The sequence below is a fragment of the Methylobacter psychrophilus genome, from assembly GCF_025583945.1.
Classification (GTDB): domain Bacteria; phylum Pseudomonadota; class Gammaproteobacteria; order Methylococcales; family Methylomonadaceae; genus Methylobacter_C; species Methylobacter_C psychrophilus.
The window spans coordinates 207,530-232,391 of record NZ_JAOEGU010000002.1; the positions used below are offsets into that span (position 1 = coordinate 207,530).

Consider the following 24,862-nt stretch of genomic DNA (forward strand, 5'->3'; position numbering starts at 1 on the left):
AGCGTTATCCACAGGACTTGTGCATATCCGGATAATTTCTATTATTTGTCGGTAACAACACCATAAAAAACCCAAAAATAGTACTTTTTTATAGTATCCAAATATAACACAGGGTTTTTCCTGTATTTTTGCCAAGTTTTTAGGTTAAAATAGCGGGCTTTCAAAGCTGGATGAGTGAGCGGCGATGGTGACTTGTAAAGTGCCACCTCACTTGGCTTGAACTACCTGCAAGTATTCGACACGTTTCAACCATGCCTTGCCGCTACGGTCTTAGGTTATAATGACTGTAGTTTACGGCAGGGTATCGCAATGCCCCAGTACGAACCCTCCTGAGTTGATACTCAAGAGTGGTCACCAAAAAAGTTTTTTATGCCCAACTTTAGAGTAAAAACATGACAGATTTAGCGCATTACAGAAATATCGGCATCTTCGCTCACGTCGATGCCGGTAAAACAACAACGACCGAGCGGATTTTAAAGCTGACCGGTAAAATTCATAAAATCGGCGAAGTGCATGATGGCGAAACCACTACCGACTTTATGGATCAAGAGCGTGAGCGTGGTATTACCATTCAGTCAGCGGCAACGACTTGTTTTTGGAAAGATTATCGTTTTAATATTATCGACACCCCGGGACACGTTGACTTTACTATTGAAGTTTACCGTTCTCTTAAAGTATTGGATGGCGGTATCGGCGTTTTTTGTGGTTCAGGTGGTGTAGAGCCTCAATCAGAAACCAACTGGCGTTATGCGAATGACTCTGAAGTTGCCCGTGTTATTTACATCAATAAGCTGGATCGCATTGGTGCAGACTTCTACCGTGTAGTTAAACAGGTTGAAGAAGTACTGGGCGCTCACCCATTGGTTATGACACTGCCTATTGGTACTGAAGACCAGTTTACCGGCGTGGTTGATGTATTAACCCGTAAGGCGTGGATATGGGATGATTCTGGCGACCCAATGAACTACACCATTCAGGATGTTCCTGCCGACATGGTCGCAGACACTGAAAAATGGCGCGAAAAATTGATTGATGAAGTTGCTGATCAATTTGATGACGTTATGGAAAAATATCTTGAAGGTGAAGAACCCGATATAGATACCATTAAGCGTTGTATCCGTAAAGGTACCATTAATCTTGATTTCTTCCCGACTTTCTGTGGTTCGTCTTTCAAAAATAAAGGTGTACAACTGGTTCTTGATGGCGTTATTGATTATTTGCCTTCTCCAACAGAAGTTAAGCCACAGCCTGAAGTTGATATGGAAGGCAACCCAACCGGTCTTTTTGCTATCGTTGATGCGGAAAAACCGTTACGTGCCTTGGCATTTAAAATCATGGATGACCGTTTTGGCGCGTTGACCTTCTTGCGTATCTATTCCGGAAAACTGGAAAAAGGCACGTCAGTATTAAACACGTTTACCGGTAAAACCGAGCGTATCGGTCGTATCGTTGAAATGCATGCCGATGTTCGTGCCGAGCTTGAATCTGCGCAAGCAGGTGATATCGTTGCTGTTTTGGGTATGAAGAATGTGCAAACCGGTCACACCTTGTGTGATCCAAAATTCCCTGCAACTCTGGAACCAATGGTTTTCCCTGATCCCGTTATTTCACTGGCCATCTCACCAAAAGATAAAGCCGCTTCTGAAAAAATGGGTATCGCACTGGGTAAAATGATTCAGGAAGATCCTTCTTTCCACGTTGAAACTGACGAAGACAGTGGTGAAACCATCCTTAAAGGTATGGGCGAGTTACATCTTGATATTAAAGTTGATATTTTAAGACGTACCCACGGTGTTGATGTTGTTGTCGGTAAACCTCAAGTAGCTTACCGTGAAACCATTACCAAAGCGGTTGAAGACGAATATACTCACAAGAAGCAATCAGGTGGTTCAGGCCAATACGGCAAGATCAACTACATTATTGAACCCGGTGAACCCGGTTCAGGCTTTGTGTTTCAATCGGCTGTTACTGGCGGTAACGTACCACGCGAATACTGGCCTGCTGTTGAAAAAGGCTTCAAAAGCATGTTGGATAAAGGTGTTTTGGCCGGTTTCCCTTGTTTGGACTTTAAAGTTATCTTGACCGATGGTGCATTCCACGCGGTTGACTCCTCTGCGATTGCCTTTGAAATTGCTGCGAAAGCGGCTTTCCGTCAGTCAATTCCAAAAGCCAGTCCACAATTGATTGAACCAATTATGGCTGTAGATACCTTTACTCCATCAGATCATGTGGGTGATGTTATTGGTGACCTTAACCGTCGCCGTGGCATGATTAAATCTCAAGATGCTGGCGTAAGTGGCGTACGTATCAAATCAGATGTACCATTGAGCGAAATGTTCGGCTACATTGGTGATTTACGCACCATGACTTCAGGTCGCGGTCAATTCTCTATGGAGTTCTCGCACTATATGCCATGTCCTAAAAACGTAGCAGAAGAAGTTATTAAAGAAGTAAACGAACGTAATAACGCTAAAAAGAAATAATCTGTATCGTAGCCGGGCAGACAACTGCCCGGCTACACAATGTGCAATCATCCAAAATAAAAACTCCCCTCATACCGGTCAGTCACTTTTTATGACTTCAATGTCGAATGGCTTGTGTTGTAATCCTCTCACCCTCGCTTTTCCTGTGAACTGCCTCAATATTTACGGCTCTATCGCTGTAACTTCGGGTTTTATTTTTATGGGTAACAGCAATGAAGCTACTGCCATTTCAACAACAGGCAATTCAACCTTATCATCTTTTAATGCCCACTTTGCATAACGGTTGTTGAGTTTTCTATAGTTCAGGCTGGCACTGATAATTAACGGTCCTTTTACATCATCGGGTATTTTAAACGAATAGCTGGTTATATCCGTTTCACCGGGAGGAATGATGCGTTTAAAGCTATCACCGACCATGTTAAACAGGTCGTGCCGCCATACGGCATTACCGATTCTATCTATCGGGATTGATTTATAAAAATACGCGTTGTCTTCGACGTTGTTGTCTTGTTTTAGATAACCTGATTCATAAATCTTGCGCCCCTGACCATCCTTCACCAAAAACTGTATCCATGCTTCATTAATATCGGTAGTACCGCCAGGAAAAGCATGGCCGACTTGGACATTGGTTACTGCGACCTTAATGTTAACCGTTTCTCCCAAATAAAAATAACCAGGCGCTTCGGTCGATTTGATTAATTTAGGGTCGATATGCTGATTATTTTCCGTGGCATCGGGTCGATTGGGACGATCAATACTGATGCGCATCTGGTCTGCTCTTAAAAACCCGCGGGTGCGCTCCAACTGAGCCTGATTTTGAGTAACCGAAGGGATAGCGGTGTTGGCTCCAATAGTAAAATGTGTTTTGATAAAGCCATCCTGATTGGCAGAAGGATCTTTTCCCAATTCAAACGGAAAATGGCAATCCTGACAGCGTCGCGGCCTGCCATTGGCAAAGGCTTGCTGAGTTTGCCCCGAATAGGGGCTGTTTAGCCAGGCGCTATAGTCATCCTGCATTTTTACCCAGCCCCAGTCATTGAAGTCCTTATCCATAAACTGGGCATGACAAGTTGCACAAAGTTCAGGTGTGGACAATACTTGCCGGGAAAGATCGGCTTTATGCTGTTCAGGCTTTAGTCGTATTAGCAGGTTATGGACGAAGGTAGGCAAGGCTTGCTGCGAGCCTTCAAAAAGATAAGGTTCTGGCGGTTTAAAGCGGTAACTTGCTACGCCTTTAACATGTTCGACACGGTCGATGCCATGACAGCTCATGCAGCTTACACCCTCTTGCAGGTGCCCGGGTGTATCAAGCTTGCCGCCTTTGCTCAGTTGTCCGCTTAGTAAGGCGACTGGTGCATGACAACCTTCGCAGTAACGAGTCGCGGCCATACCTTTTTTTTCTGAGAGTAACTTAATATTGGTTTGATAGGTTTTATCGGAACCTGCTTGAGCATGGATTGACGCTTTCCATTGTTGTGCAATTTCCAGATGGCAAGTTGCACAGCGCTCGGAATTTCCTAACCGTTTTGCATCGAAGAATCCGCCGGTACTGGTTTCCGTTTGGGCAGGCCGGAAAGGGTGACTGCCGTAAGCATAATCGTAGGGTTTAATCGCCGATGTATCTTTAAACGGTTTTACCCTTATTTGATAAAGGCCGGTTGTAAGGAGTACCAATAGCGTACCGGCCATTACCAAGTGGCTGGTAATTTTGAACAAACCGCCTGATAACGACGGAAACCGGTTTGGTTCATTTTTTTTTCGTCGATCGGATAAGGACAAAGCATGAAAGACAATATGTAAGGCCAGTAAAATCAGCGTGATAGTAGCCAGCCAAACATGTCCCGAAAAAATCCAATACAGTGCTTCAGATTGACCTTCCACAGCAATGTAAATGCCTGAACCGGCAAGTGCCAAAAATGCCAATGCGGAAAATAGTCCTGAAAATGACAGCCACGGCCTTCGCAAACCAAGAGTTCTGAGAAAATGAATCATAATATAGGGTACTAATAATAGTGTAACCAATATTCCCAACAAGAGATGAAGCAGGTAGGTCCATTGCTCAACTACGGAAAGACCTGGTAGAAACAGACTGAAATAACCGCTTATGACCAATGCAATAGTCAGGACTGCCAAGGGTTTAGCCAGATTTCGTTCGGCTGTCATTAGGTTATTTGGGTCGCTCATGTGGCTATCCTTGTGTAACATAATAATATTTAACGATACAGAATTTCTTGAGCTTCAGGATGTCCTTGTCGCATCATAAACTCAACAGCCTGAAAACGAACATCACTATCTTCCGCTACATTGCCGGCTAGCTTGTTGGCAAACTCAAGCAACGAATCGTCATTAAATGACAATAGTTTGCGTATTACTGAATTTCGCAAGGGATCTTTTTTTGCCTGGGCCAGGGTAAATAATGTATTAATGGCATCCTTATCAAAATCAATACCATAGTGATTTAAAACAGCTTGTCGTATGGTTATTGAATAAACCGGGTTGTTTAGCAGTTTTAAGGCTACACGATGATGCTCTGGTGTATTTTTGGAAAACAAGATCATGGGGCAAAAATCTTGTAACTCAATATTTGCGCTGAAACATAGTTGTTCGAGATCGGTTAATTGCTGATTTAAAGGTTTGCCGGGTATTTTTCTAACGACTAAACCTTGATTCGATTTACTGTGTTTATTGCGCCTCAAGTAGTTATTTTCAACATCGGTCCCAGATAAAAGAACGCTATTAAGCGCATTAACCAGCATTGATGGTTCTGTTAGAAAATCGGCTTTTGACCAACTCCGCATTGCTATTGAGCGAAACTGGGGGTTGGCAAGAATTTTTCTGTAGTCTTCTCTTGATAGCCTGTTTTTTTCATCTAACAACGCTTCAATTTCCCACTGATTAATGGATAGATCCTTATCTTGTAATGCCTTGTGCAAAATAGAGCTGCGATCAGCAGATTTTAGTGAAAATAAGGCTTGAAATGCTGATGCCCTTACGCTTTCTTGCGACGATTGTGTTTGTCGACTTAACCAATCAATACTGGCCTGATCTTTCATGTGTTGCCTAATAGCGATCCAGCGGCCGGTTAAATTTGTGGATTTAGTTGTTGACTCTGTATTAGGTGAAAACTGGTCAAAAGCCCTATGGGCAAGCCCATTGAGTTGTTCAGCATCAAATAAGCCAACGTCATCGCCTTGGGCCAGTAAATCAGCAAGCACATCCAAACGTTTTTCTACCGGTATGGTGTCAAATTTATCGTCTCCAATAACGAAGGATTCAAGTGTTTTTAAAATAGTTTCATCGCCCAGCCGTTTTAGCGCAATAAAACTATTTGCAATAACCACCGCGGACTGGGTATCGTCTGACAGCAAGTGCGTCAGTTGTGGCAATGCTTTAGTTTGCCGAATCAATCCCAAAGTCCTTACCATTTCTGCCCGCACAGATAAGTCAGCATCATTCAGATGATCAAGTAATGAATGCACACCACGAAAACGTTCTGCATTGGCTAAAGCACGCGCAGCAGAAATTCGCACCATTGGCTCTGTGTCATCAAGTAAACGGATCAGATACGGAACGGCAAGATATTTACGATTAACCACGGCTTCTTCCTCTTGAAAAAAGAAGCCAAAGCAATCGGCAAGGGCAATTTTTACTGCCGGATCTTTATGAGAGAACAATCGTAGCAGCCACCTAATGGATGTTTCGTCTTCATAATCCTGCAAGCCTTGTATTGCGGCAATAACATTGGCAGTATCCTTATCCTCCAAGCCTTTAATCAGTAAACTTAAGCCCTGAAGTGTATTTATACGAGACACTACTGTAATAACTTCGCGGCGAACCAGTGCATTATTGTCTTTGGCAGCAATTAGCAGTTCCGGTAATATCTGGTCAGGATGTTTTGATTGTCCAAGCATGCTGATATAGTGTGCGCGGATTTCGGCTTGTTCGACGCCAAGTTTTAATCGCAAATACTGACTTGGCGTATTAACTGCAGAAGTAACAGGTAGTTCATCAATTTTGTTGTTGTTTTCTTCGATCAGCCAATAACGATCTACCGGTATTGATTTAATAGTCTGCTTGCGACCACCGGGCCAATTGATAATGAGCTGGTCAATTTTATCTTCATCTCCCAGGCCGAAAATTATTCTTTTATCGCTGTCAGATAAAAAACCCTCACCACTGACTACGGAACGGATTTGTTGGCCATTAGTGGTAGTCAGTTGTACGACGGCTCCCACAGCATCGCGGTTGGATTTTGTGCCGATCAGTTTCAAGCCTAACCAATGTTTTTTGGGTGACTCATTAACCAGATACTGGCCCAAATCGTTATTGTGAGCGATATAGAGATCAATATCGCCATCATTGTCAAAATCAGCAGACACACTTCCTCTGGCTGATTGCATATCTTGCAGGGCAATGCCGGCTGATACCGTGATATCAGTAAAATATCCATTACCGGTATTAAGTAAAAGTTGTTTGAGTTGTCCTTGACTGACTTTGGCAGCATCCGGATCCGGCTCCAATTGACCTGCCGAGATAAAAACATCATTGAAACCATCATTGTTAAAGTCTTGAATAAGCGTTGTCCAGGCGGAAAGATTGAGAAATTGATTGCCGCCAATCCCCATCTCCCGTGCGTGATCCTTATAATGCGCTAACGAAGTATTTTTACCTCCTACCCCTGGTTCCTGAATTAAGGCAATCGTGCTTTCTCCGGGTGTACTTGCCAGCACAAAATCAATATCGCCATCGTTATCCAAATCGCCTGAAGCAATACCACGATTACCCAACGCAGAGCGCAGTCCCAATGCCTGACTGACTGGCTCAAAGTACTTTCCATCATTATTAAGATAAGCCATATTGGAACCGGTACCGCGATCATTGGTGACCAGCAGGTCAGGTAGTGCATCGCCATTAATATCCTGCCAACTAACATCCAGCATCCGTCCATCCGGGTTAATGACACCTACCTGTGCGGCAATTTCTTTGAATTTTAGTCCCCCCAAATTCAGGTAGAGCTGATTGGGTTGCGCCGCATACAGGCTCGAATCAAAGGTATTTTTTTTATCTCCTGTAAACTGGCTATTTGCCTCAAAGGTTTTTTGACCTTTTTTAAAATCAATAAAATTACCAATATAAATATCCAGCAAGCCATCACCATTAAAATCAGCGGCGGCTGTAGAGGTTGACCAAAACTGACTGGCAAGGCCGCTTTCCATAGTGATATCAGTAAACGTTCCATCGCCCTTGTTTTTATAAAGTAATCGGCTTTCCTTGCCGGTTACCAACAGGTCTGCGTCACCGTCATTATCAAAATCGCCAGTCAAACAGCCCATGCCCCATATTTTTTTATGTAAACCACTTGCCGAGGTTGCCTCCCGAAATCCCTGGCCACTTTCGTTTAAAAACAGTGCATTTCCCTTAAATGACTGCCACCAATACTGTTGACCATAATAGCGGGTATGACCTGAGCCGTTAACCAGAAAAAGATCAATCCAGCCATCATTATTAAAATCAGCAGCACAAGCACCGGAACCCAGTGAATCATCAATGCCTGCCAACTGTTCATCGCCTTGTTGATGACTAAAATTAAGGCCTTTTTCCAACGTTCTATCGACAAAAATAACATTTAGTGGCTGCTTTTTTTGAACTAATTGATCGGAATAGATAGTTTTGGCGGCATAAGGAAAACCCACAGGAATAAGCACTGGCGTTCTATAAATAATCAGGCCAATGATGGCTATAAAAAACACAAAAAAAAGTATTCCAAATTTATTGGCAATAAAAGTTGGCAACATAATTTATGTCCCTAATGAAAAATTTATCTGAATTGACAGGAAACTTCATTTTTATTTATAGACTTTCAGAAATTAAATTTCCATTACATGAAATTTTTAGCCCGTACGGATAACATCCCTTGAAGGGATGGTATCCGTTAGTATCGAAATTATTTATCTGAAAATATATAGTCATTGACAGCAGGCTTAAAGGCTATCAAGTCAAACTAATTCGGTAATATAGCCAAGTGGTAGAGGATAGCCGGACTTGTGTAAATAGGGCCGTTCCCGGTACGTTAATAATCCCTGAATAAATCGGTTTGCTGAAAACGAATACCGGTCTGTTTATTTTCCAGTGATGACAGCGTAATGCCTAATAACCTGACACTGCTTTTGCCAATATCGGTATTCTTTATTAATTCTTCCAGAAGCTCGTCGGCTTTGGTTATCATATATGGCAAGGTTCGACTACGGGTAATCTGAATAAAGTTGTGATACTTTATTTTTACAGTCAGTGTGTATGCTACCAGTTGTTTGTCGGCGGCTCTTTGTAATGCTTTCTCTAACAACTCTTGTAAGTATCCGAGAATTTCTTGCCTGGATGTTATATCCTGCTGAAAAGTAGTTTCCACTCCTACGGATTTTGTGGTTCTGTTGCCATTGACCGGGCGATGGTCGATGCCCCGACAAATATGGTAATAATGTGCGGCCGATTTGCCAAAATGCTGTTGCAGGGAGAGTAACGATAACCGCCGTAAATCCTTGCCTGTTTTTATACCGAGTGCCTGCATTTTACCGGCCGTTACCTTGCCAATACCGTGAAATTTACTGACCGATAGCTTTTCGGCAAACTCGGGTCCTTGCTGTGGGGTAATTAAATAAAAACCATCCGGTTTATCCATATCCGAAGCCAGTTTGGCCAGAAATTTATTATAAGACACACCGGCCGAGGCAATCAGTCCAACGTCCTGTTTTATTTTTTCTTTAACAGCTTTGGCAATCAAGGTTGCAGAACCTTGAAGTACACTGGCGTTACTGACATCCAGATAAGCTTCATCCAGTGACAGCGGTTCAACCAATTCTGAGTAATCGGCAAAGATTTTCCGGATTTGTACGGATGCCTCTTTATAAGCATCAAAACGCGGCTTAATAAAAATAGCGTCAGGACAAAGTTGGTAGGCACGCGCTGAAGGCATCGCGGAATGAATGCCGTAGCGCCGCGCTTCGTAACTACAGGTTGCCACCACGCCGCGAGCATCAGGGCTGCCGCCAACAATAATTGGCCGGTTACGATAGGCCGGGCAATCACGTTGTTCGACAGCAGCAAAAAATGCGTCCATATCGATATGAATAATCTTGCGGTGATGTTCTTGCGTCATGAATAGTCGCTGCGATCCGATCAAATTTTATTGTTTAATACCATGATTTTATCGTACCACACAAAATTACCATTCCTTGGTTGCCGGATCAAGTTACTGTTGTTTAGTGTCTTGACTATCAATAAATGGCTCGGTATAGGTACATGAAGACGCTATTTCTTTACGGTAATTGGTACAGCCCCAGAATTGGCCGTAACGGCCTTTGCGCAAACTTAAGGCACTGTTACATTTTGGACAGAGGGGTTCCCTATAGTCACAACGCTTATTTTCGCAGACGTTAAACTTGCCTTTTATTTGCAAACCACCGCCACACCATTGACAGGCACGCTCGGTATGAGCGCATAATGGATAATTGCTACAGCCGAAAAAACTGCCGTACTGACTGTTTTTTGGGACCTTGTAACCAGCTTGGCAGTGACTGCAGAGAATATCCGCTATCTTGTCTTGAAAGCCGTTGCCGGTAAATTCATCGATATTGACAGGATAGCGGTTATTGATAAGTTCCCTGACAAATGGCGAAGCGTTGTTACCATCCGTTATCAAATAGACATGGTGTCTGGCCCGGGTCAACGCGACATAAAACAAGCGCCGCTCTTCGGCATGTTCATAAGTTTCGGCCTTGGGTAGTAACCATTCCAATAATGGATGGACAGGCTTTTCAGACGGAAAACCGTGCTTGCCTTTGTCCAGACCCAATATCACCACATAATCGGCCTCTTTGCCTTTGGCGGCATGAACAGTCATAAAATTAATAGTCAACTGCGGATACTGGCGTTTTAACGCCACGACATCCGGCTTTTTAAAATTAAAGCGCGCCAATAGCAAGACGCTGGCAGGTTGGTTTGCTTCGGTATTGATCGCAGTTAAGGCGGCTTGAATGCCGATGATGTCTTGGTTGGTTTTAATCAAGGATACCGCGTTATGTTTTATGCGGTGGTGACTGCGTAGCTGTTTTTTGATTTGTTCGGGATTTTGCGTAACAAAACGCGAAGCCAGATCACCAATTTTGTTGTTAAAACGAAAGGTCTTGTCGAGAACGCTGGTCGCCGTTGCGCCAAAATGGATGTCGAAGTTTTTAGTCAATGAAACGTCACTGCCGGTAAAGCGATAAATCGATTGCCAGTCATCGCCGACACAAAACAGACTGCTTTCAGGCTGTTGCGCCATTAATGCTTTTAATAGCCGTGCCCGACTTGCAGAAATATCCTGAAATTCATCGACGAGTAGATAACGATATGGTGATTGATAGCATCCGGATTCAACGTAATCAATCGCCAGGCCAATCATATCCTCAAAATCAATACTGGCGGTATCGCGTAATTGTTGCTGATAAGCTTCATAGACCGGCTCAAATAAATAGGCTGCGGCCCGCAGGCGCTCATGGTCTTCATGCTGACTGGCCAGTTCAACCAATTGTTTGATATTGATATTCGCAGCTTTAAATAAAGCCAGTATCTGTGCCATTAATTGACTAAACTCAGAAACCCGTCCCAGTTCTTTGAGTTTTGCCAATAACGTATTTTGGGGCAGGGGATTAAATTGTACGCCTGCTGCCAGCAACTTTTCACTTAGCGTTGTTGTCAGTCGACCTTGTTGTTTCAGGTAGCTGTAGGTTTCGATTAAGGGTGTGTGATGTTTCTGGTGCAAAGCCCGTTTCCATTCCATACCTTCCAGATAGCTTTTTTGATCGATAAACACCGGTGTTTGGTTATGTTCATTAACCGCAAAGTGTTCAATATAAATGCCATAGTCTGGTAGATAAAAATCCGGCTGGTATACCTTGTAGTCAGGCCCTGCGGTGTTAATCGCATAGTTTGCTTCGTATTGATAGGCTACACCTTGTCGATAAAGAAAATTGGCGATCTCACATTCTTCATAGCTTTTTACCAACTCACCTTGCAGGGTACGAAGCTCGTTTTCCAACAGGTAAGCGTTATAGGCAGCGAGGTTGTTAAAGCTGAACGGATTTTTGTAAGGATAAGTAAAACGCAAGAAGTAGTTAACTAGCCGTGACTTGTAGAGATTATCACCAAGCAGTTGTTGAATCTGTCCGTCAATAAAACGGACGCGCAGCAGGTCATCCTCGGCCATTTTATCGATAAGCGGCACTTCGCCTTCAACCTGAGTAATAATATGTTTGCCAAGGCTGTGAAAGGTTTTGACGGTCAGTTTGTCGATGCCTAATTTGTCTTTAATACGCTGGTCCATTTCTTCGGCCGCTTTATTGGCATAGGCCAGCAGTAAAATTTGTTGCGGTTGCGCCAGACCGGCCTTTACTAAATAACCTGCGCGACCGATCATGGTACTGGTTTTTCCGGTACCGGCACCCGCCAGAATCAGATTATTCTGCTCATCAATGACACAGGCTTTACGCTGCTGTTCGGTCAGTGGATTACTTTCTACCTGATCAAAAAAAGCGCGGTATTTGCCTACTTGCTGTTTTACAAAAGCCTGGTTTAAAACGTTAATGTGCTGAAGGCCGGGTTCCAAGAGTGGACTTATTCGTTGATAATTTTGCAATGCTTCTTCGGTCAAATAATCAAAACAGTCTTTGCGTTTAAGGCTGTCAGATAAGGACTGATGTTGGCTTAACCATTGCTCGGCAAGCGCTTGCCGAATATAATGTTTCCCGAAAAAAAGTACTTCGGCTTCCTGTGCAGCGTGTTTTAAAGCCGGTTCTAATTGCTGATAAAAACTTTTGAAAGTGTTTGAAGCATGGTGATTTAGCGTGACCCGAAGTTGTTGTGACTTATTTTTGGCAACGCCGCCAAAACGAAAAATGTTTCCGTCTTCCTGGGTAATGACCAAGGTATCCCAGAACCAACCCGATTTAACCGTCACCGGCAAGATAATGGACAACAAAGGAAGGGAATGTTGGCGGTTACTGGAGGCGCCGAATACCAGATTATCGTTACCTATGCTGAAAGCAGGGTAGGGGCTGTGTGAGGCAAACCGTCTGGCCCAATAATTGAGGCGGTAACTTAATGGTTGAAATGTTGTGGAATGATGAGGCATAGGAGTTTTTGAAATTGGCTACCTGATCAATGATATTTGCTTGTCAGGACTGTCGCGGCAGATTTATCCGGCTAATAAGGCAAGTCGACCTTATGAAGGACACTATTTTTTTGAAAGTATAGCATGCGCGACTTATGCGTAACCGCTTGAGGTAAGGTTATGGAACAGAATTTTTTTGGTCTGTTTTAATTGCGCTGTTCTATCACCAAAGACCATGGTCTGGCTTTTGTGCGTAGCACCTTGCCTGCGCCATCCAGTTTGATATGCGCCAAACTGACTGCATCCAGGACATTGCCGCCTATTACATCAAGCTCACCAAGCCGTTTTTCAACCACTAAATCACAGTGGTAAGCCCCACGCTTTAAGTCTTTATAACTGTGGATCGACTGGATAAATTCTTCACCTCGTGGCGCACAAATAATGTCTCCGGGTTTGGGCGCATAAGCGTTAACGGGATGGCTTACAAAGCTGTTTTTGGAACCGGCGGACAGTACATACTGAATATAATCCCAATGTAAAACGGTAGAAGGGAAATCGCTTTCAGGCACGCCGGCACTTCTGGCCAGCCAGACAATAAATGCGCCTGACCAAGGTCTTATTTCGCCATCATAGCCGATTATCGGCAAGTCTGTTGCCCTATACCAATACATGAATATTCGGCTAAAAAAAGGCGGTAGGGTTTCATGGCCGTGGGTAACTTTATCAGGATAAGTGATGGTCGGCGGTTCACTATCATAATTAACTTCCGGCCGACCAAATAACTCCCATTCTTGGCGGGCAAGATAGAGCATTCGCTCTCTAATGGCAGGAATAATAAATGTTGGGGGAGTATTGGTTGCCGCTAAAATTGCAGGTGCTTGTGCCTGTTTTTGAAGCGTGCAGCCAGTAATAAGCAAAACCATACTGAGTAATAGATAAGGCATATTTAAGTAATCGGTAAATCCAACAGTCTCGATTGACACCTTTTATAAGCTGTCAATATTGGTAAAACAGTATGGAAAAATCAGCTAGGCATTGTTAAAAACAATATCATAATCGATTGGGTATAAACCGTTATTTAAACTTGTTACTTATAATTTAATCGGTCAAATTTAACTTCCACTGCGCCTTCGGCTTTTTACTTTCAATACTTTCTATGCTAGCATTTTTATCTTTTTGCCAAGGATTAAAATGATAGCAGGTAGACAATTTAAAAAGCTTCTGAAATTTTTTCTTTTTATCGCAATTTTTTCGCATTACACACCGGTTTTTGCTGAAACAGCAGAAACACAAGATGAGGCTGGGCATCATGCACAAAACAGCCTTGATTGGCCAGGTATTTATTATGGTTTTTTACCCTGTGATGATTGCCACGGAATTAAAACAACACTCGCTTTAAATAAAAATAACAGTTACTTGCTGATTACCCAATACGTTGGTAAATCAGAAAAAGAACTTACCGAAAAAGGGAAATTTACTTCCGGTAATAAAAGCAATACCTTGGTTTTAACACCACGCAATAGCTCAGCTCCCCGGCAATATTTAGTCGATGAAAATATGCTGATTCAACTGGATGATAACGGCAACCGTATCTCTGGAAAACTTGCAGAGCGTTATATTTTGCGTAAAAAAGATTTAAAAGAACCCGCGCCACATTCGTCACATTGAGCTGGCAGTCTTTAGCATCGCAAATTCCTATAGATTTTCAGATAAATAATTTCCATGTTGACAGATACCATCCCTTCAAGGGATGGTATCTGTATGAGCTTACAGCGATATGAATTGGAAGTTTAATTTCTGAAAGTCTATACATACTAAAAATAAAATAAAGGCCACCATCACGATGCCCGAATTACCCGAAGTTGAAACAACCTGCCGTGGTATTGCTCCTTATATTGAAGGGCAAACTATTAAGCAGGTTATTATTCGACAACCTAAATTACGCTGGCCTGTACCTGAAGCACTGAACCATATTTTAACGGGTTTGCGTATTCAGTCAGTTTCCAGAAGGGCAAAGTATCTGCTGTTTACTACTGATGCCGGTACGATGCTGGTCCATTTAGGCATGTCGGGCAGTTTACGGATTATGACCACAGGGCAGGGGCCTGGTAAACATGATCATCTTGATTTTATTTTCAACGACGACACGGTGCTACGATTTAACGATCCACGCCGGTTTGGTGCCGTGCTATGGACATCAGTGCCGATAGCCGAGCATCAATTACTTAAAGATTTGGGCCCGGAACCCTTGTTGGCGGGTTTTACTGGTGAGCTTCTTTATGCCTTATCCAGAAACCGGAAAGTGCCGGTAAAGTCGTTTATTATGGATAGTCATATTGTTGTGGGTGTCGGTAACATCTATGCCAATGAAGCATTGTTTATGGCAGGTATTTTGCCTTCGCGTCATGCGGGGAAGATCTCTTTGGTGCGTTATCAAAAGCTTGCAGAGTGTATTAGGATTGTTTTACAGCATGCTATCCAGGAAGGAGGAACCACGCTACGAGATTTTGTTAATGAAGCCGGAAAGCCCGGTTATTTTAAGCAACAACTTAAGGTTTATGGTCGTAAGGGACTGCTTTGTGTTGACTGCCTGCAACCCTTAACTGAAATAAGACTGGCCAACCGTTCAACGGTATTTTGTAGCGGTTGTCAGAGTTAATAAACGTGAAAAACAACATCACAACTTGCATTATAAAGATTACCCCCTATAATTGCGCTCTGCTTTAAGGTTCCAGAGGATAGTCAAATCCAATGGTTAAACGGGAAGTCGGTAAGGCCTATGCCAAATCCGAAGCTGCCCCCGCAACGGTATATAAGTAAAGAGTCATTAGTACGCCACTGTGTTAACCAACATGGGAAGGTGATGATTCAGGTTAACGCCACTTATAAGCCCGGAGACCGGCCTAAAAGTATAATTCGCTACAGCGGAGGGCTGTTTTGCGTAGTGATTGCGCGCCTTCGTGTTTGTCATCGTCAATTGTCCTCCGTTGTAATTATTCAATCGCTATGCGCGGGCGGCGCAGAGGACAATCATGCAAAAAATTATAGCCGGTTCATTATTACTCGTGGGTTTTAATGCCCAGTCACAAGCACAACAAAATTCCACAGATAATTCATTAGAACTACCTAATATGGTAGTTACGGCAACCAGAACCGAGACCCCTAAAAATCAATTGGCTACTGCGGCTACTGTTTATACTCGAAAGGATATTGAACGGTTACAGGTTAATACGTTACCTGAATTGCTAAAAGGCACTACCGGGATCGATATGACTCAACAGGGTGGTTACGGAAAAACCACCAGTATATTTATGCGCGGGACCAATTCCGATCATGTTCTTGTGCTGATTGACGGTATTAAAGTCGGCTCTGCTTCTTTGGGAACCACCCCTTTTGAATTTATCCCTATTGATCAGGTCGAGCGGGTGGAAATTATTCGGGGACCTCAATCGAGTTTATATGGATCAGAAGCAATAGGTGGGGTTATCCAGATTTTTACCCGTAAAGGCGGTCAGGAGGATAAACCCAGTGTCAGTTTGGACGCCGGCGGCGGTTCTTACGATACTTACCGGGTTGCCGGTACGGTCAGTGGTAAATGGAAAAATAACTGGTATACCTTGGGTTCATCAGGCTTAGGTTCGCATGGTTTTAATGCCCAGCAAGCAACGCCGGGGCCTTACGGTGTTAATCAGCCGGATAACGATGGTTACAATAACGCGGCAGTGAATGCACGTGTTGGCCACCGTTTTGATAAAAATAATGCTGAAGTTGAAGCATTTTTTATGCGGGCGCAAGGGACAACAAATTATGACGGTAATTATCAAAATAGAACCAACTTTATAGAGCAGGTTGCCGGAACAACAGCCAGTATGGATCTCATGAAAAACTGGCGCTCAACCTTGCGTTTTGGTCAAAGTCAGGACGATGGTGATCAGTTTGCGCCAGGCGGTTCTTTTTCCAGCCAATTTAACACGGCTCGCTGGAATGCCAGTTGGCTCAATCAGTTTACTTTAGCGGATAATCACCAATTGACTGTCGGTTCTGATTATCGGTTGGATGAAGTGACCAGTTCAACAACCTATAATATTGACTCTCGTTATGATGTTGGGGTGTTTACCGAACTACAGAGCAAGCTGTGGGATGATCATTTTGTTAATGCCTCGGTACGCTTTGATAATAATCAATCCTTTGGCAATTATGTGACCGGGAGTGTGGGTTGGCGCTATAACTGGAATTACGGTCTCAGTTTGTTGGCAAATTTTGGTAATGCCTTTAAAGCACCCTCTTTTAATGATCTTTACTATCCGAATTATGGTAATCCCACTCTGAAGCCGGAAGAATCAACCTCGTTTGAAACCGGAATTGCCGGTAACCATGATTGGGGGCAGTGGGAGGTTCGCGCTTATCACACTAATATCGATAATTTAATTACCTCAACGATGGATCCGGTCACTTATAATTTTTCTGCAGAAAATATCGGCAAAGCTCAAATTCAAGGTATAGAGACTGAAATTGGCACCCAATTAATGGGCTGGAACGGTAAGTTGAGCATGAACCTGTTAAATCCCCAAAATAGAGAGACCAACACCCGATTACCACGCCGTGCTGATCAAACTCTGGCTTTTGATTTATCCAAAACTTTTGGGTCTTTTGATCTAGGCGCTAATGTGTTGGCGCAAGGCAATCGCTTTAATAATCTACAAAATACTGTCGAGGTAGGTGGTTACGTCACAGCTGATTTAAGGTCGGCTTATCACATCAATAAAAACTGGATACTAAACGCCAAATTAAATAATCTGCTGGATAAACAATATCAACTAGTTGATACTTACAACACAGCAGGTAGAAACTTTTTTCTTTCAATCCATTATAATAACTAACCGTCTCCTAGAGACAGCTTTACTATTAATCCACCACATTATAAAACTATGAACATAAAACAATGGCTGCATGCCGAGTATTTACCAATAGCCCTGATTGCGTTGATGGCACTGACACGTTTTCATCATTTTGGTGATGTGCTGCATCTTCCTGATGCTTCATTAGCGGTATTTTTCTTTGCCGGTTTTTATCGTAAAAAAGCTTTGCTGGGTTTCTTGTTGGCGTTAGCCGCATTGATTGACACTGTCGCCATCCAGAATGGTACCAGCGGCTGGTGTGTTTCACCGGCTTATGTCTTCCTTATACCTACTTATGCTGTCATGTGGCTTGCCGGTCGTTACTGCGCTACTTTTAAAGCCATGAACATTGCTGAGCTGACCAAGTCTGTCGGTTTGTTAACACTCGCAGCATCGGCGGCATTTGCCATTTCCAATGGTAGTTTCTATTTGTTTTCAGGTCGTTATACGGACTTGTCGTGGGGACAATATTTTTCACGGGTAGCACAATATTACCCTTCTTATGTGGGCGCTGCCTTGATTTATGGGGTTGTCGGTTACGTTATTGTTAAGCTAGTCAAGTTATTACCTGAGCTTCAGTCTGGTCATAAACAGGTTTAAATCAGTCTATAGATTTTCAGATAAATAAGTTTTATCTGAGCAGATACCATCCCTTCAAGGGATGTTATCTGTATGATCTTACCGCTTCGAGTAACTGATCGACAGTATTTATTTAAGTTTACCCTCCCATGATTGAGACTGAAGCAAGTCCTGATTTACCTCCCGATCTAACCGTCGTTACGTGTGACGATACCCCGTCGATTGTCAAATTAACCGGCTGCTGGAATCTTTGTAACTTGGCGATAACGCCTGGTCTGCAACAAAAAATTAGCCTCAATTCTGTTAATAAAACTGCGCAATGGGATCTGCTTACGGTTGATAAGCTCGATAGTATGGTCGCCTTGATTATCTGGCAAGCTTGGGGGCAACAAATACCGGAGTTGTTACAGATAAAACCCGAGCATCAACGTTTATTTGAGCGCTGGCAAGCGCAGAGTGTGCCTGTTGCCGAACCTGTAGAGTCTCGTTTCAATCGGTTTTTTAACTATTTTCAGCAATTAATTTGGGGCTTTTGGGCGCAATTATTGAGTCTGGTAACCATGTTGGGTCAGCTGGTTCTGGATTTTGGTTATCTGTTGCGCCATCCACATGAAATTCCCGTTTCTGAAATTTCCATTACCATTTATGATGCCGGTGTCAGAGCGCTAGGCATTACTGCGCTCGTGGGCTTTTTGATTGGAGTAGTGCTGAGTTATCTGTCGGCCTTGCAATTAAAAACTTTTGGTGCAGAAATTTATATTATTGATATTCTTGGCTTAAGTATTATTCGTGAGCTGGGGCCCTTGTTGGCGGCTATTTTGGTCGCGGGTCGCTCAGGTTCCTCAATGACTGCCCAAATCGGTATTATGCGCGTTACTGAAGAGTTGGATGCCTTATCAGCAATGGGTATTGCTCATTCTTTGCGGCTGATTTTGCCAAAAGTACTGGCACTAACGATAGTGATGCCGCTGTTAAGCGCTTGGACCAGTGCAGCGGCGTTGATAGGTGGCATGTTTTCGGCGCAAAATACTCTGGATATTAGTTATCAGCAGTTTTTTCTTAAATTGCCTAATGTGGTGCCGTTACTTAATGTGTTTATTGGTTTGGGTAAAGGGGCCGTTTTTGGTTTTATGATTGCGCTGATTGCCTGTCATTTTGGTTTCAGAATTAAACCGAATACCGAAAGTTTGGGCAGCGAAACGACTAATTCGGTAGTGGCATCAATTACCGTAGTGATTATGATTGATGCGGTATTTGCTATTTTATTTATGGGCGTGGGAATGCCATGAGTCAATTCGATGCGATACGTTTGGAGCATGTTTATACCCGTTTTGGCGAAAAAATAGTTCATGAAGATATTAATCTGAGTTTGGAGCAGGGCGAAATATTGGGTTTGGTCGGTGCCTCGGGTTGTGGTAAAACAACCTTGCTACGTGAACTTATTGGTTTGCAATTACCCAGTCAGGGTGAAGTGTTTGTTATGGGGCAATCTTTAACAAACGTGACTGCTGATCATTGGCTGCGGTTGCGTAGTAATTGTGGTGTGCTATTTCAAAAAGGCGCCTTATTTAGTGTGTTGAATGTTTTTGATAATATTGCCTTCCCCTTGCGGGAACTGGGCTTTAAGGACGAAGAATTAATTAAACGTATCGTATTTATGAAGCTGTCAATGGTAGGCTTGGCTGATCATGATGCCTGGTTAAAACCTGCCGATCTGTCTGGCGGTATGATCAAGCGGGTAGCGCTGGCTCGCACCATGATTTTGGAGCCAGGTTTACTTCTGCTGGATGAGCCAACCTCGGGATTGGACCCTATTTCGAGTGAAGATTTTGTCAGTCTGTTATCCGAACTACATCAAGCTCATCATTTTACGGTAGTGATGGTCACTCATGATTTGGATATTCTACGAGACTTATGCACCAAGGTCGCGGTACTGGCAGATAATCAATTGGTTGCTTTTGGAACGCTGGCTTCAGTGTTAAGTTGTCAGCATCCGTTTATTGAAAAGTTTTTTTATAATAAACGGGCGCAACGGGTATTTCAATATCAAGAGGCGACTCATGGGTAGAGACAAGCATGCACTGGTCACCGGTCTTTTTTTGATTGTTTTTGTGGTGGGCATAACCTCGATCATTTATTGGATAGGGCATTTTGAAAGGGAACGAAATATTTATGTTATTTCAACCCTCGAATCTGTTTCAGGTCTTAATCCTGAATCAACGGTTTTTTATCGGGGTATTGCGGTAGGGAAAGTGACCAAAATTCTGTTTGATCCCAATGACACGGGCATTATTCTGGTTCCGATTGAAGTCGATAAGGACATCATTTTTACCAAGGGAGTTTTTGCGACCTTACGCTTAAAAGGAGTAACCGGTTTGACCCAGATTCAATTGGAGGATTCCGGTACCTTACCCGCTGTTTTGGAGCCTGGCGACGATCCCTTGTCCCGTATTCCTTTAATGCCATCGATGACGGATAAATTGATGAGTTCAGGGGAAGAAATTTTGCACAAAGCCGATCATTTAATGGTGCGGCTAAGTTCGTTATTAAATGCAGAAAATGAAAAAAATATTGGCGATATTTTAGGTAATTTAAGTGCTTTAACTGACAAGCTTTCGGATTTGCGAAAGAGCGTTGACAAGGCGCTAGCCGGTATTCCTGCATTAACCACGGATAGCCAAAAAACCTTGAGCCATATTAATGCATTAACGCAAGATTTACAGAGGTTAACCGGCGATGTGCAAAAACTCAGTGTAAAAGCAGGTAATCTGGTTAATACCGGTGAGACTGCCAGTGATCTATTGATACAATCCACACTACCGAAAGTTAACAAATTACTTACCGAATTGCAATCAACAGCACAACAGGTAAAAAGAGCAGCCACGATGTTGGACAATAATCCACAAGCATTATTGCTGGGGCCGGATCACCGTAATTCGGGGCCGGGCGAACCGGGTTATAAGGAGCCCGAATGAAGCATTTACTTAACTGTTGCCTATTGTTTTTAGCATTATTATTTGGGGCTGGCTGTAGTGTTTCACCCAAATACCCGGTACAGCATGACTTTGGTTTTCCTGTTTCGATTGCCAACGCTACCATTACCAGCAAGCCGACTAATGAGCCAATGGTCACCGTCAATGCGCCAACATGGCTCTGGGATAATCGTATTCGTTACCGACTGCTTTATGCTTCACCCACTCAAATAGGTTTTTATGCCCTGGATCTCTGGATTGCTTCACCACCAGAATTGCTTGAGCAACTATTGCTGTCTGGTGGGAAGACAAAGGGCTACTCTTTAATTATCCGCTTACATGATTTTGAGCAGCAATTTGATGCACCGGATAGGGCTAAAGTCGTGCTACATTTCTTTGCAGAAGCTTATGCCAACGATAATAAGAAAAAAATGGGTACGCAGGAATTTTATTTTGAACAACCAACGGTAACAGCAGATGCAGCGGGTGCCGTTAATGGTTTTGTTAATGTAACCAGGCAGGCCACTGACAAGATTCAGATTTGGCTGGCAGGATTACCCGGTAAATAATAAAGCTCTACTTCTACCAAGGAAGTTTTGTCAAAGGCTGACTTTACAAAAAGTACGCCTTTATTTAGCTGGTGTACAATGAGTCGATTTTAATTCAGATGGAGCCCGTAATGGACACTTACCCAGAAAAAACTTGTTCAATAGACCGCTTGGTCACTCACCCAAAACTTGTCGCTGCTACAAAAGCCGGTATAAAAACCCAGCAGCGTCGTGATGGTATTTATGGCTTGCCTGGTGAAACCTTTGATCTGGAAGGCATGACTTTTGTGGTGACTGATTTAACGCGCCAGCGCTTGGGTGATATGACTGATGCCCACGCACAAGCAGAAGGCTATCCGAATCTTGAAATGTATAAGGATATTATTTTAAGGATGCATGCAGGAATGACATGGGAGGCTGATAGCTTGGTATGGGTTCATACATTTGCTGCTAAAGTCGATAATTAACCGAATGTTTTTCTGTTGATATTACTTTGCTGCATTTAAGGTAGTCGATAAAGATAAGAAAATAATTGGTTTACTTATCAATAGCTTAAATTGTAATTGTAAAATAAACGAAATTATAAACAGGGCAATAATACGCAAAAAACGAATAAAAGGTTTGATTTTTAAAGCTGATAGGTTATCATAGCCAGCTTGTGGAGAGGTGGCTGAGCGGCCGAAAGCGGCGGTCTTGAAAACCGTTGAGGGTTTATCCCCTCCCAGGGTTCGAATCCCTGCTTCTCCACCATTAATAAGAATCCCTGTTAAATCATAGACTTAGCAGGAGTTCAATTGAAAATAAGTACCACTATTCATACTAGTCAGCAAGTCAATAATTCCCCGTTTAGATCATCTGTAAGACCGTCCTGTTATTCACTACCTAACACCGATTAATGACAAGTATTCCAGAGTCACAACTAATAAATAAATGCAGTAACATTTACAGTAACTCATTATTTATAAATCAAAGAATCCAGTATTATAGGTGTCTGTGGACTGCTATTCGATTCCTTACTGAAAACCGAATCGTTAAATCAGGGCTAAAAGGGTTCAAGGTCACAGCTTTATATCATGACCATCAGGGCATGTAAGCCAAGGATTATTCAGCCAGTCACACCGAGCCTATTGAATAACTACCCTATGTTTAAACTAGGGAACTTAATTACCTAAAGTAACTGGCTGTCCTGTCCACGAGGGATTCTATCCCTTGTGTTAGTAGATAAATCATAGGCTGGGCACCGACTGTCCTGTTATCGATACGATTACCAGTGCCTTTGCCTTTATCAATACCTTTCTTCATTATGCCTTTGATGATAGATAAACAGAAGGATAGGTGGTCATAGTCCGTAACTCAGGTTTGGGGATAGGCAACAACTCACTGACTTTTAAACTCAGTTAGTCGTAGTCAGATCAGTAGCTAGAGTAGTAGCCAGTCCGTTAAGTAGTGCAGGTAGTCAAGCCGTTAGGTATGATGGCTAGCCCAGCAACCGCCAAGCCAGCCAAGTATTTATTAATGATTATTCTTATCCTGTGCACTGGATCCCCTGAGACAATCTTGAGCCACCGGGGAGAGCATATCAGTAGACCTCGAAGAAATTTATAGCAAAAATAAGGAGGTTAAAGCACCCCCGTCTTTAGTTCTATAACTTCTCGTTCGTGAACCTCATTCCCAGACAGTCCGCTAGATTTTATTCATACGCTTAAGTCACGGCGGTTCTGACTGATGATGCACGCTGGAGGCTTGTTTCGCACACCTCGCAAATACCATAGATAACTAACCATTCAGTGATTTTCGATGTATTCGAGCCATCAAACAATTCTGGTTCAATCCAATCCTTCAAGGGTTTGACCAAGTTACACATGCTGCACCGAACTGTTGTGTTTTTACCTCGTTGTGTTGCCGTTGAGATCAGAATTTTATTTTTACGCGATTCGGTACGTAAAAAAGTGTTCATAAAATGCACTAAACCTGATTCCTCTAGTGACACCCGCATTTGCATGTAGCGACGTTCAGTCGGTGAATCGCATCTGTATTCAAGCTCAATCGACTGGGTACCAGAGCGCACTAATTGCAATAATGCTTGTACAAACTGACGAGTAACGTTCCCGCTGATAAAGTCAAGCAATGGACGACCGATTACCTTAGACCCGATTAATTCAGGCGCATGGTTTTCAAAGGCAAAATGATCCCACTCGGAACCCACAGCGATAATCTCGTCCCGTTCATTTAGCCTAAAATCTACGCAGCCTGAAATTGTCTTCATCGCTTTGACCTCTTGTTTTTAGTTATAGTAGAAAACCATGGTGCGTATTATTCAATCTGTTCCATTACTTTTGTGTTTGCGAGCAGCGCATTCATCTGTACAACCGAGAGCGGTCGCCCTAACCAATAGCCTTGTATCTGCTGACAACCCATTTCTTGTAATTTGTTCGCTTGAGCTTCTGTTTCGACGCCTTCAGCGATACACTCAATTTCCAGGCTTTTTGCCAAATTAATGATGGCAGAAACAATAATCGCATCATCTTTATCGACAAGAAGATCGCGCACAAAAGATTGATCTATTTTAAGTTTATGCACGGAAAATCTTTTCAAATAACTCAAGCTGGAATAGCCAGTACCAAAGTCATCAATCGAAAGAAAGACGCCCATATTGCGCAGTAACTGCACCACCGATAAAACATTTTCAGGGTCAGAAACCAGGATGGATTCAGTTAACTCCAATTCCAAAAATTGTGCTTCTAACCCAGTTTCATCCAGCACATCTGTAACCAATTGTAGTAAGTTATTACCCATAAACTGGACATAGGAGACATTGACAGCAATATGTAAGCAATGACCTTGGTCATGCCAGCGCTTGGCCTGATGGCAAGCCTGACGCATCACATATTGCCCAATATCAATAATCAATCCGGACTCTTCGGCAATGGGAATGAAATCACTCGGCGAAATTATACCCAATTCGGGATGACGCCAGCGCACCAGTGCTTCAGCACCGATGATGCTTTCGATTAGTAGATTGAATTGCGGCTGGTATTCAATAGACATCTTTCCTAAATACAGCCATAGCGTAAGTTAACAAGAGCAGCCACTAAATTCCATGTCAAGGAGTAATGCTTGTGTTTGCCCCGATAAACATCTTTGGCAATCCTGAAAATTTTGCATCGGCGATTAACATGCTCAATAAAAATACGCTGTTTTGATAGTGCCTTATTATCGGCTTTGTCTTCTGCCG

General features: G+C 43.0%; 18 protein-coding genes, 1 tRNA gene and 1 riboswitch. Of the genes, 11 read left to right on the forward strand and 8 right to left on the reverse strand.

Going from position 1 to position 24,862, the window contains the following annotated elements; all coding sequences use genetic code 11:
- Positions 1 to 392: 392 nt before the first annotated feature.
- Positions 393 to 2,483 carry an elongation factor G gene (fusA, locus tag N7974_RS02075; RefSeq protein ID WP_243221519.1) on the forward strand — a complete coding sequence of 697 codons (2,091 nt, stop codon included), beginning with the start codon at positions 393 to 395 and terminating at the stop codon, positions 2,481 to 2,483.
- 162 nt (positions 2,484 to 2,645) lie between these two features.
- On the opposite strand, the gene N7974_RS02080 is transcribed toward fusA, so the two are convergent.
- The 5 genes from N7974_RS02080 to N7974_RS02100 all read right to left on the reverse strand — a co-directional run bounded on the left by N7974_RS02080 (position 2,646) and on the right by N7974_RS02100 (position 13,613).
- A complete protein-coding gene (locus N7974_RS02080) occupies positions 2,646 to 4,667 on the reverse strand; it encodes a multiheme c-type cytochrome (RefSeq protein WP_262964028.1) in 2,022 nt (673 codons plus the stop codon).
- Positions 4,668 to 4,696: 29 nt separating this feature from the next.
- A complete protein-coding gene (locus N7974_RS02085) occupies positions 4,697 to 8,278 on the reverse strand; it encodes an FG-GAP-like repeat-containing protein (RefSeq protein WP_262964029.1) in 3,582 nt (1,193 codons plus the stop codon).
- A 275-nt stretch (positions 8,279 to 8,553) separates the two neighbouring features.
- Positions 8,554 to 9,636, reverse strand: coding sequence for a DNA polymerase IV (dinB, locus tag N7974_RS02090; protein WP_262964030.1), 1,083 nt, complete (start codon positions 9,634 to 9,636; stop codon positions 8,554 to 8,556).
- Between the two features lie 93 nt (positions 9,637 to 9,729).
- Positions 9,730 to 12,651, reverse strand: a complete 2,922-nt coding sequence (locus N7974_RS02095; RefSeq protein WP_262964031.1) for a UvrD-helicase domain-containing protein — start codon at positions 12,649 to 12,651, stop codon at positions 9,730 to 9,732.
- Between the two features lie 185 nt (positions 12,652 to 12,836).
- The gene (locus tag N7974_RS02100) at positions 12,837 to 13,613 is read right to left on the reverse strand and encodes a DUF2272 domain-containing protein (protein ID WP_262964032.1); all 777 of its coding nucleotides are present in this window, start codon (positions 13,611 to 13,613) and stop codon (positions 12,837 to 12,839) included.
- Between the two features lie 208 nt (positions 13,614 to 13,821).
- On the opposite strand from N7974_RS02100, the gene N7974_RS02105 reads away from it, so the two are divergent.
- From N7974_RS02105 to N7974_RS02150, 10 genes are all read left to right on the forward strand, one after another.
- On the forward strand, positions 13,822 to 14,298 hold the full coding sequence (locus tag N7974_RS02105) for a copper resistance protein NlpE (protein WP_262964033.1): 477 nt from the start codon (positions 13,822 to 13,824) through the stop codon (positions 14,296 to 14,298).
- Between the two features lie 175 nt (positions 14,299 to 14,473).
- Positions 14,474 to 15,289, forward strand: coding sequence for a bifunctional DNA-formamidopyrimidine glycosylase/DNA-(apurinic or apyrimidinic site) lyase (gene mutM, locus N7974_RS02110; RefSeq protein WP_262964034.1), 816 nt, complete (start codon positions 14,474 to 14,476; stop codon positions 15,287 to 15,289).
- Between the two features lie 50 nt (positions 15,290 to 15,339).
- Positions 15,340 to 15,551: riboswitch (cobalamin riboswitch) on the forward strand.
- A gap of 111 nt (positions 15,552 to 15,662) precedes the next feature.
- Positions 15,663 to 17,510, forward strand: coding sequence for a TonB-dependent receptor domain-containing protein (locus N7974_RS02115; protein ID WP_262964035.1), 1,848 nt, complete (start codon positions 15,663 to 15,665; stop codon positions 17,508 to 17,510).
- Positions 17,511 to 17,558: 48 nt separating this feature from the next.
- A complete protein-coding gene (locus tag N7974_RS02120) occupies positions 17,559 to 18,128 on the forward strand; it encodes a hypothetical protein (protein ID WP_262964036.1) in 570 nt (189 codons plus the stop codon).
- A gap of 128 nt (positions 18,129 to 18,256) precedes the next feature.
- Positions 18,257 to 19,396, forward strand: coding sequence for an MlaE family ABC transporter permease (locus tag N7974_RS02125; RefSeq protein ID WP_262964037.1), 1,140 nt, complete (start codon positions 18,257 to 18,259; stop codon positions 19,394 to 19,396).
- On the forward strand, positions 19,393 to 20,175 hold the full coding sequence (locus N7974_RS02130; RefSeq protein ID WP_262964038.1) for an ABC transporter ATP-binding protein: 783 nt from the start codon (positions 19,393 to 19,395) through the stop codon (positions 20,173 to 20,175). The genes N7974_RS02125 and N7974_RS02130 overlap by 4 nt, the downstream gene beginning before the upstream one ends.
- Positions 20,168 to 21,082: an MlaD family protein gene (locus N7974_RS02135; RefSeq protein ID WP_262964039.1), complete on the forward strand. Its 915-nt coding sequence runs from the start codon at positions 20,168 to 20,170 to the stop codon at positions 21,080 to 21,082. Before N7974_RS02130 ends, N7974_RS02135 begins: the two co-directional genes overlap by 8 nt.
- The gene (locus N7974_RS02140) at positions 21,079 to 21,648 is read left to right on the forward strand and encodes a hypothetical protein (protein WP_262964040.1); all 570 of its coding nucleotides are present in this window, start codon (positions 21,079 to 21,081) and stop codon (positions 21,646 to 21,648) included. Before N7974_RS02135 ends, N7974_RS02140 begins: the two co-directional genes overlap by 4 nt.
- Positions 21,649 to 21,758: 110 nt before the next feature.
- Positions 21,759 to 22,094, forward strand: a complete 336-nt coding sequence (locus N7974_RS02145) for an ASCH domain-containing protein (protein WP_262964041.1) — start codon at positions 21,759 to 21,761, stop codon at positions 22,092 to 22,094.
- A gap of 193 nt (positions 22,095 to 22,287) precedes the next feature.
- Positions 22,288 to 22,377 (forward strand) — tRNA-Ser (locus tag N7974_RS02150).
- Positions 22,378 to 23,329: 952 nt separating this feature from the next.
- On the opposite strand, the gene N7974_RS02155 is transcribed toward N7974_RS02150, so the two are convergent.
- From N7974_RS02155 to N7974_RS02165, 3 genes are all read right to left on the reverse strand, one after another.
- The gene (locus N7974_RS02155; protein ID WP_262964042.1) at positions 23,330 to 23,893 is read right to left on the reverse strand and encodes a hypothetical protein; all 564 of its coding nucleotides are present in this window, start codon (positions 23,891 to 23,893) and stop codon (positions 23,330 to 23,332) included.
- 47 nt (positions 23,894 to 23,940) lie between these two features.
- Positions 23,941 to 24,675, reverse strand: a complete 735-nt coding sequence (locus N7974_RS02160; RefSeq protein ID WP_262964043.1) for a putative bifunctional diguanylate cyclase/phosphodiesterase — start codon at positions 24,673 to 24,675, stop codon at positions 23,941 to 23,943.
- Positions 24,676 to 24,680: 5 nt separating this feature from the next.
- Positions 24,681 to 24,862, reverse strand: a 182-nt coding sequence (locus tag N7974_RS02165; RefSeq protein WP_317451572.1) for a transposase family protein, incomplete at its 5' end; no start/stop codon positions are given.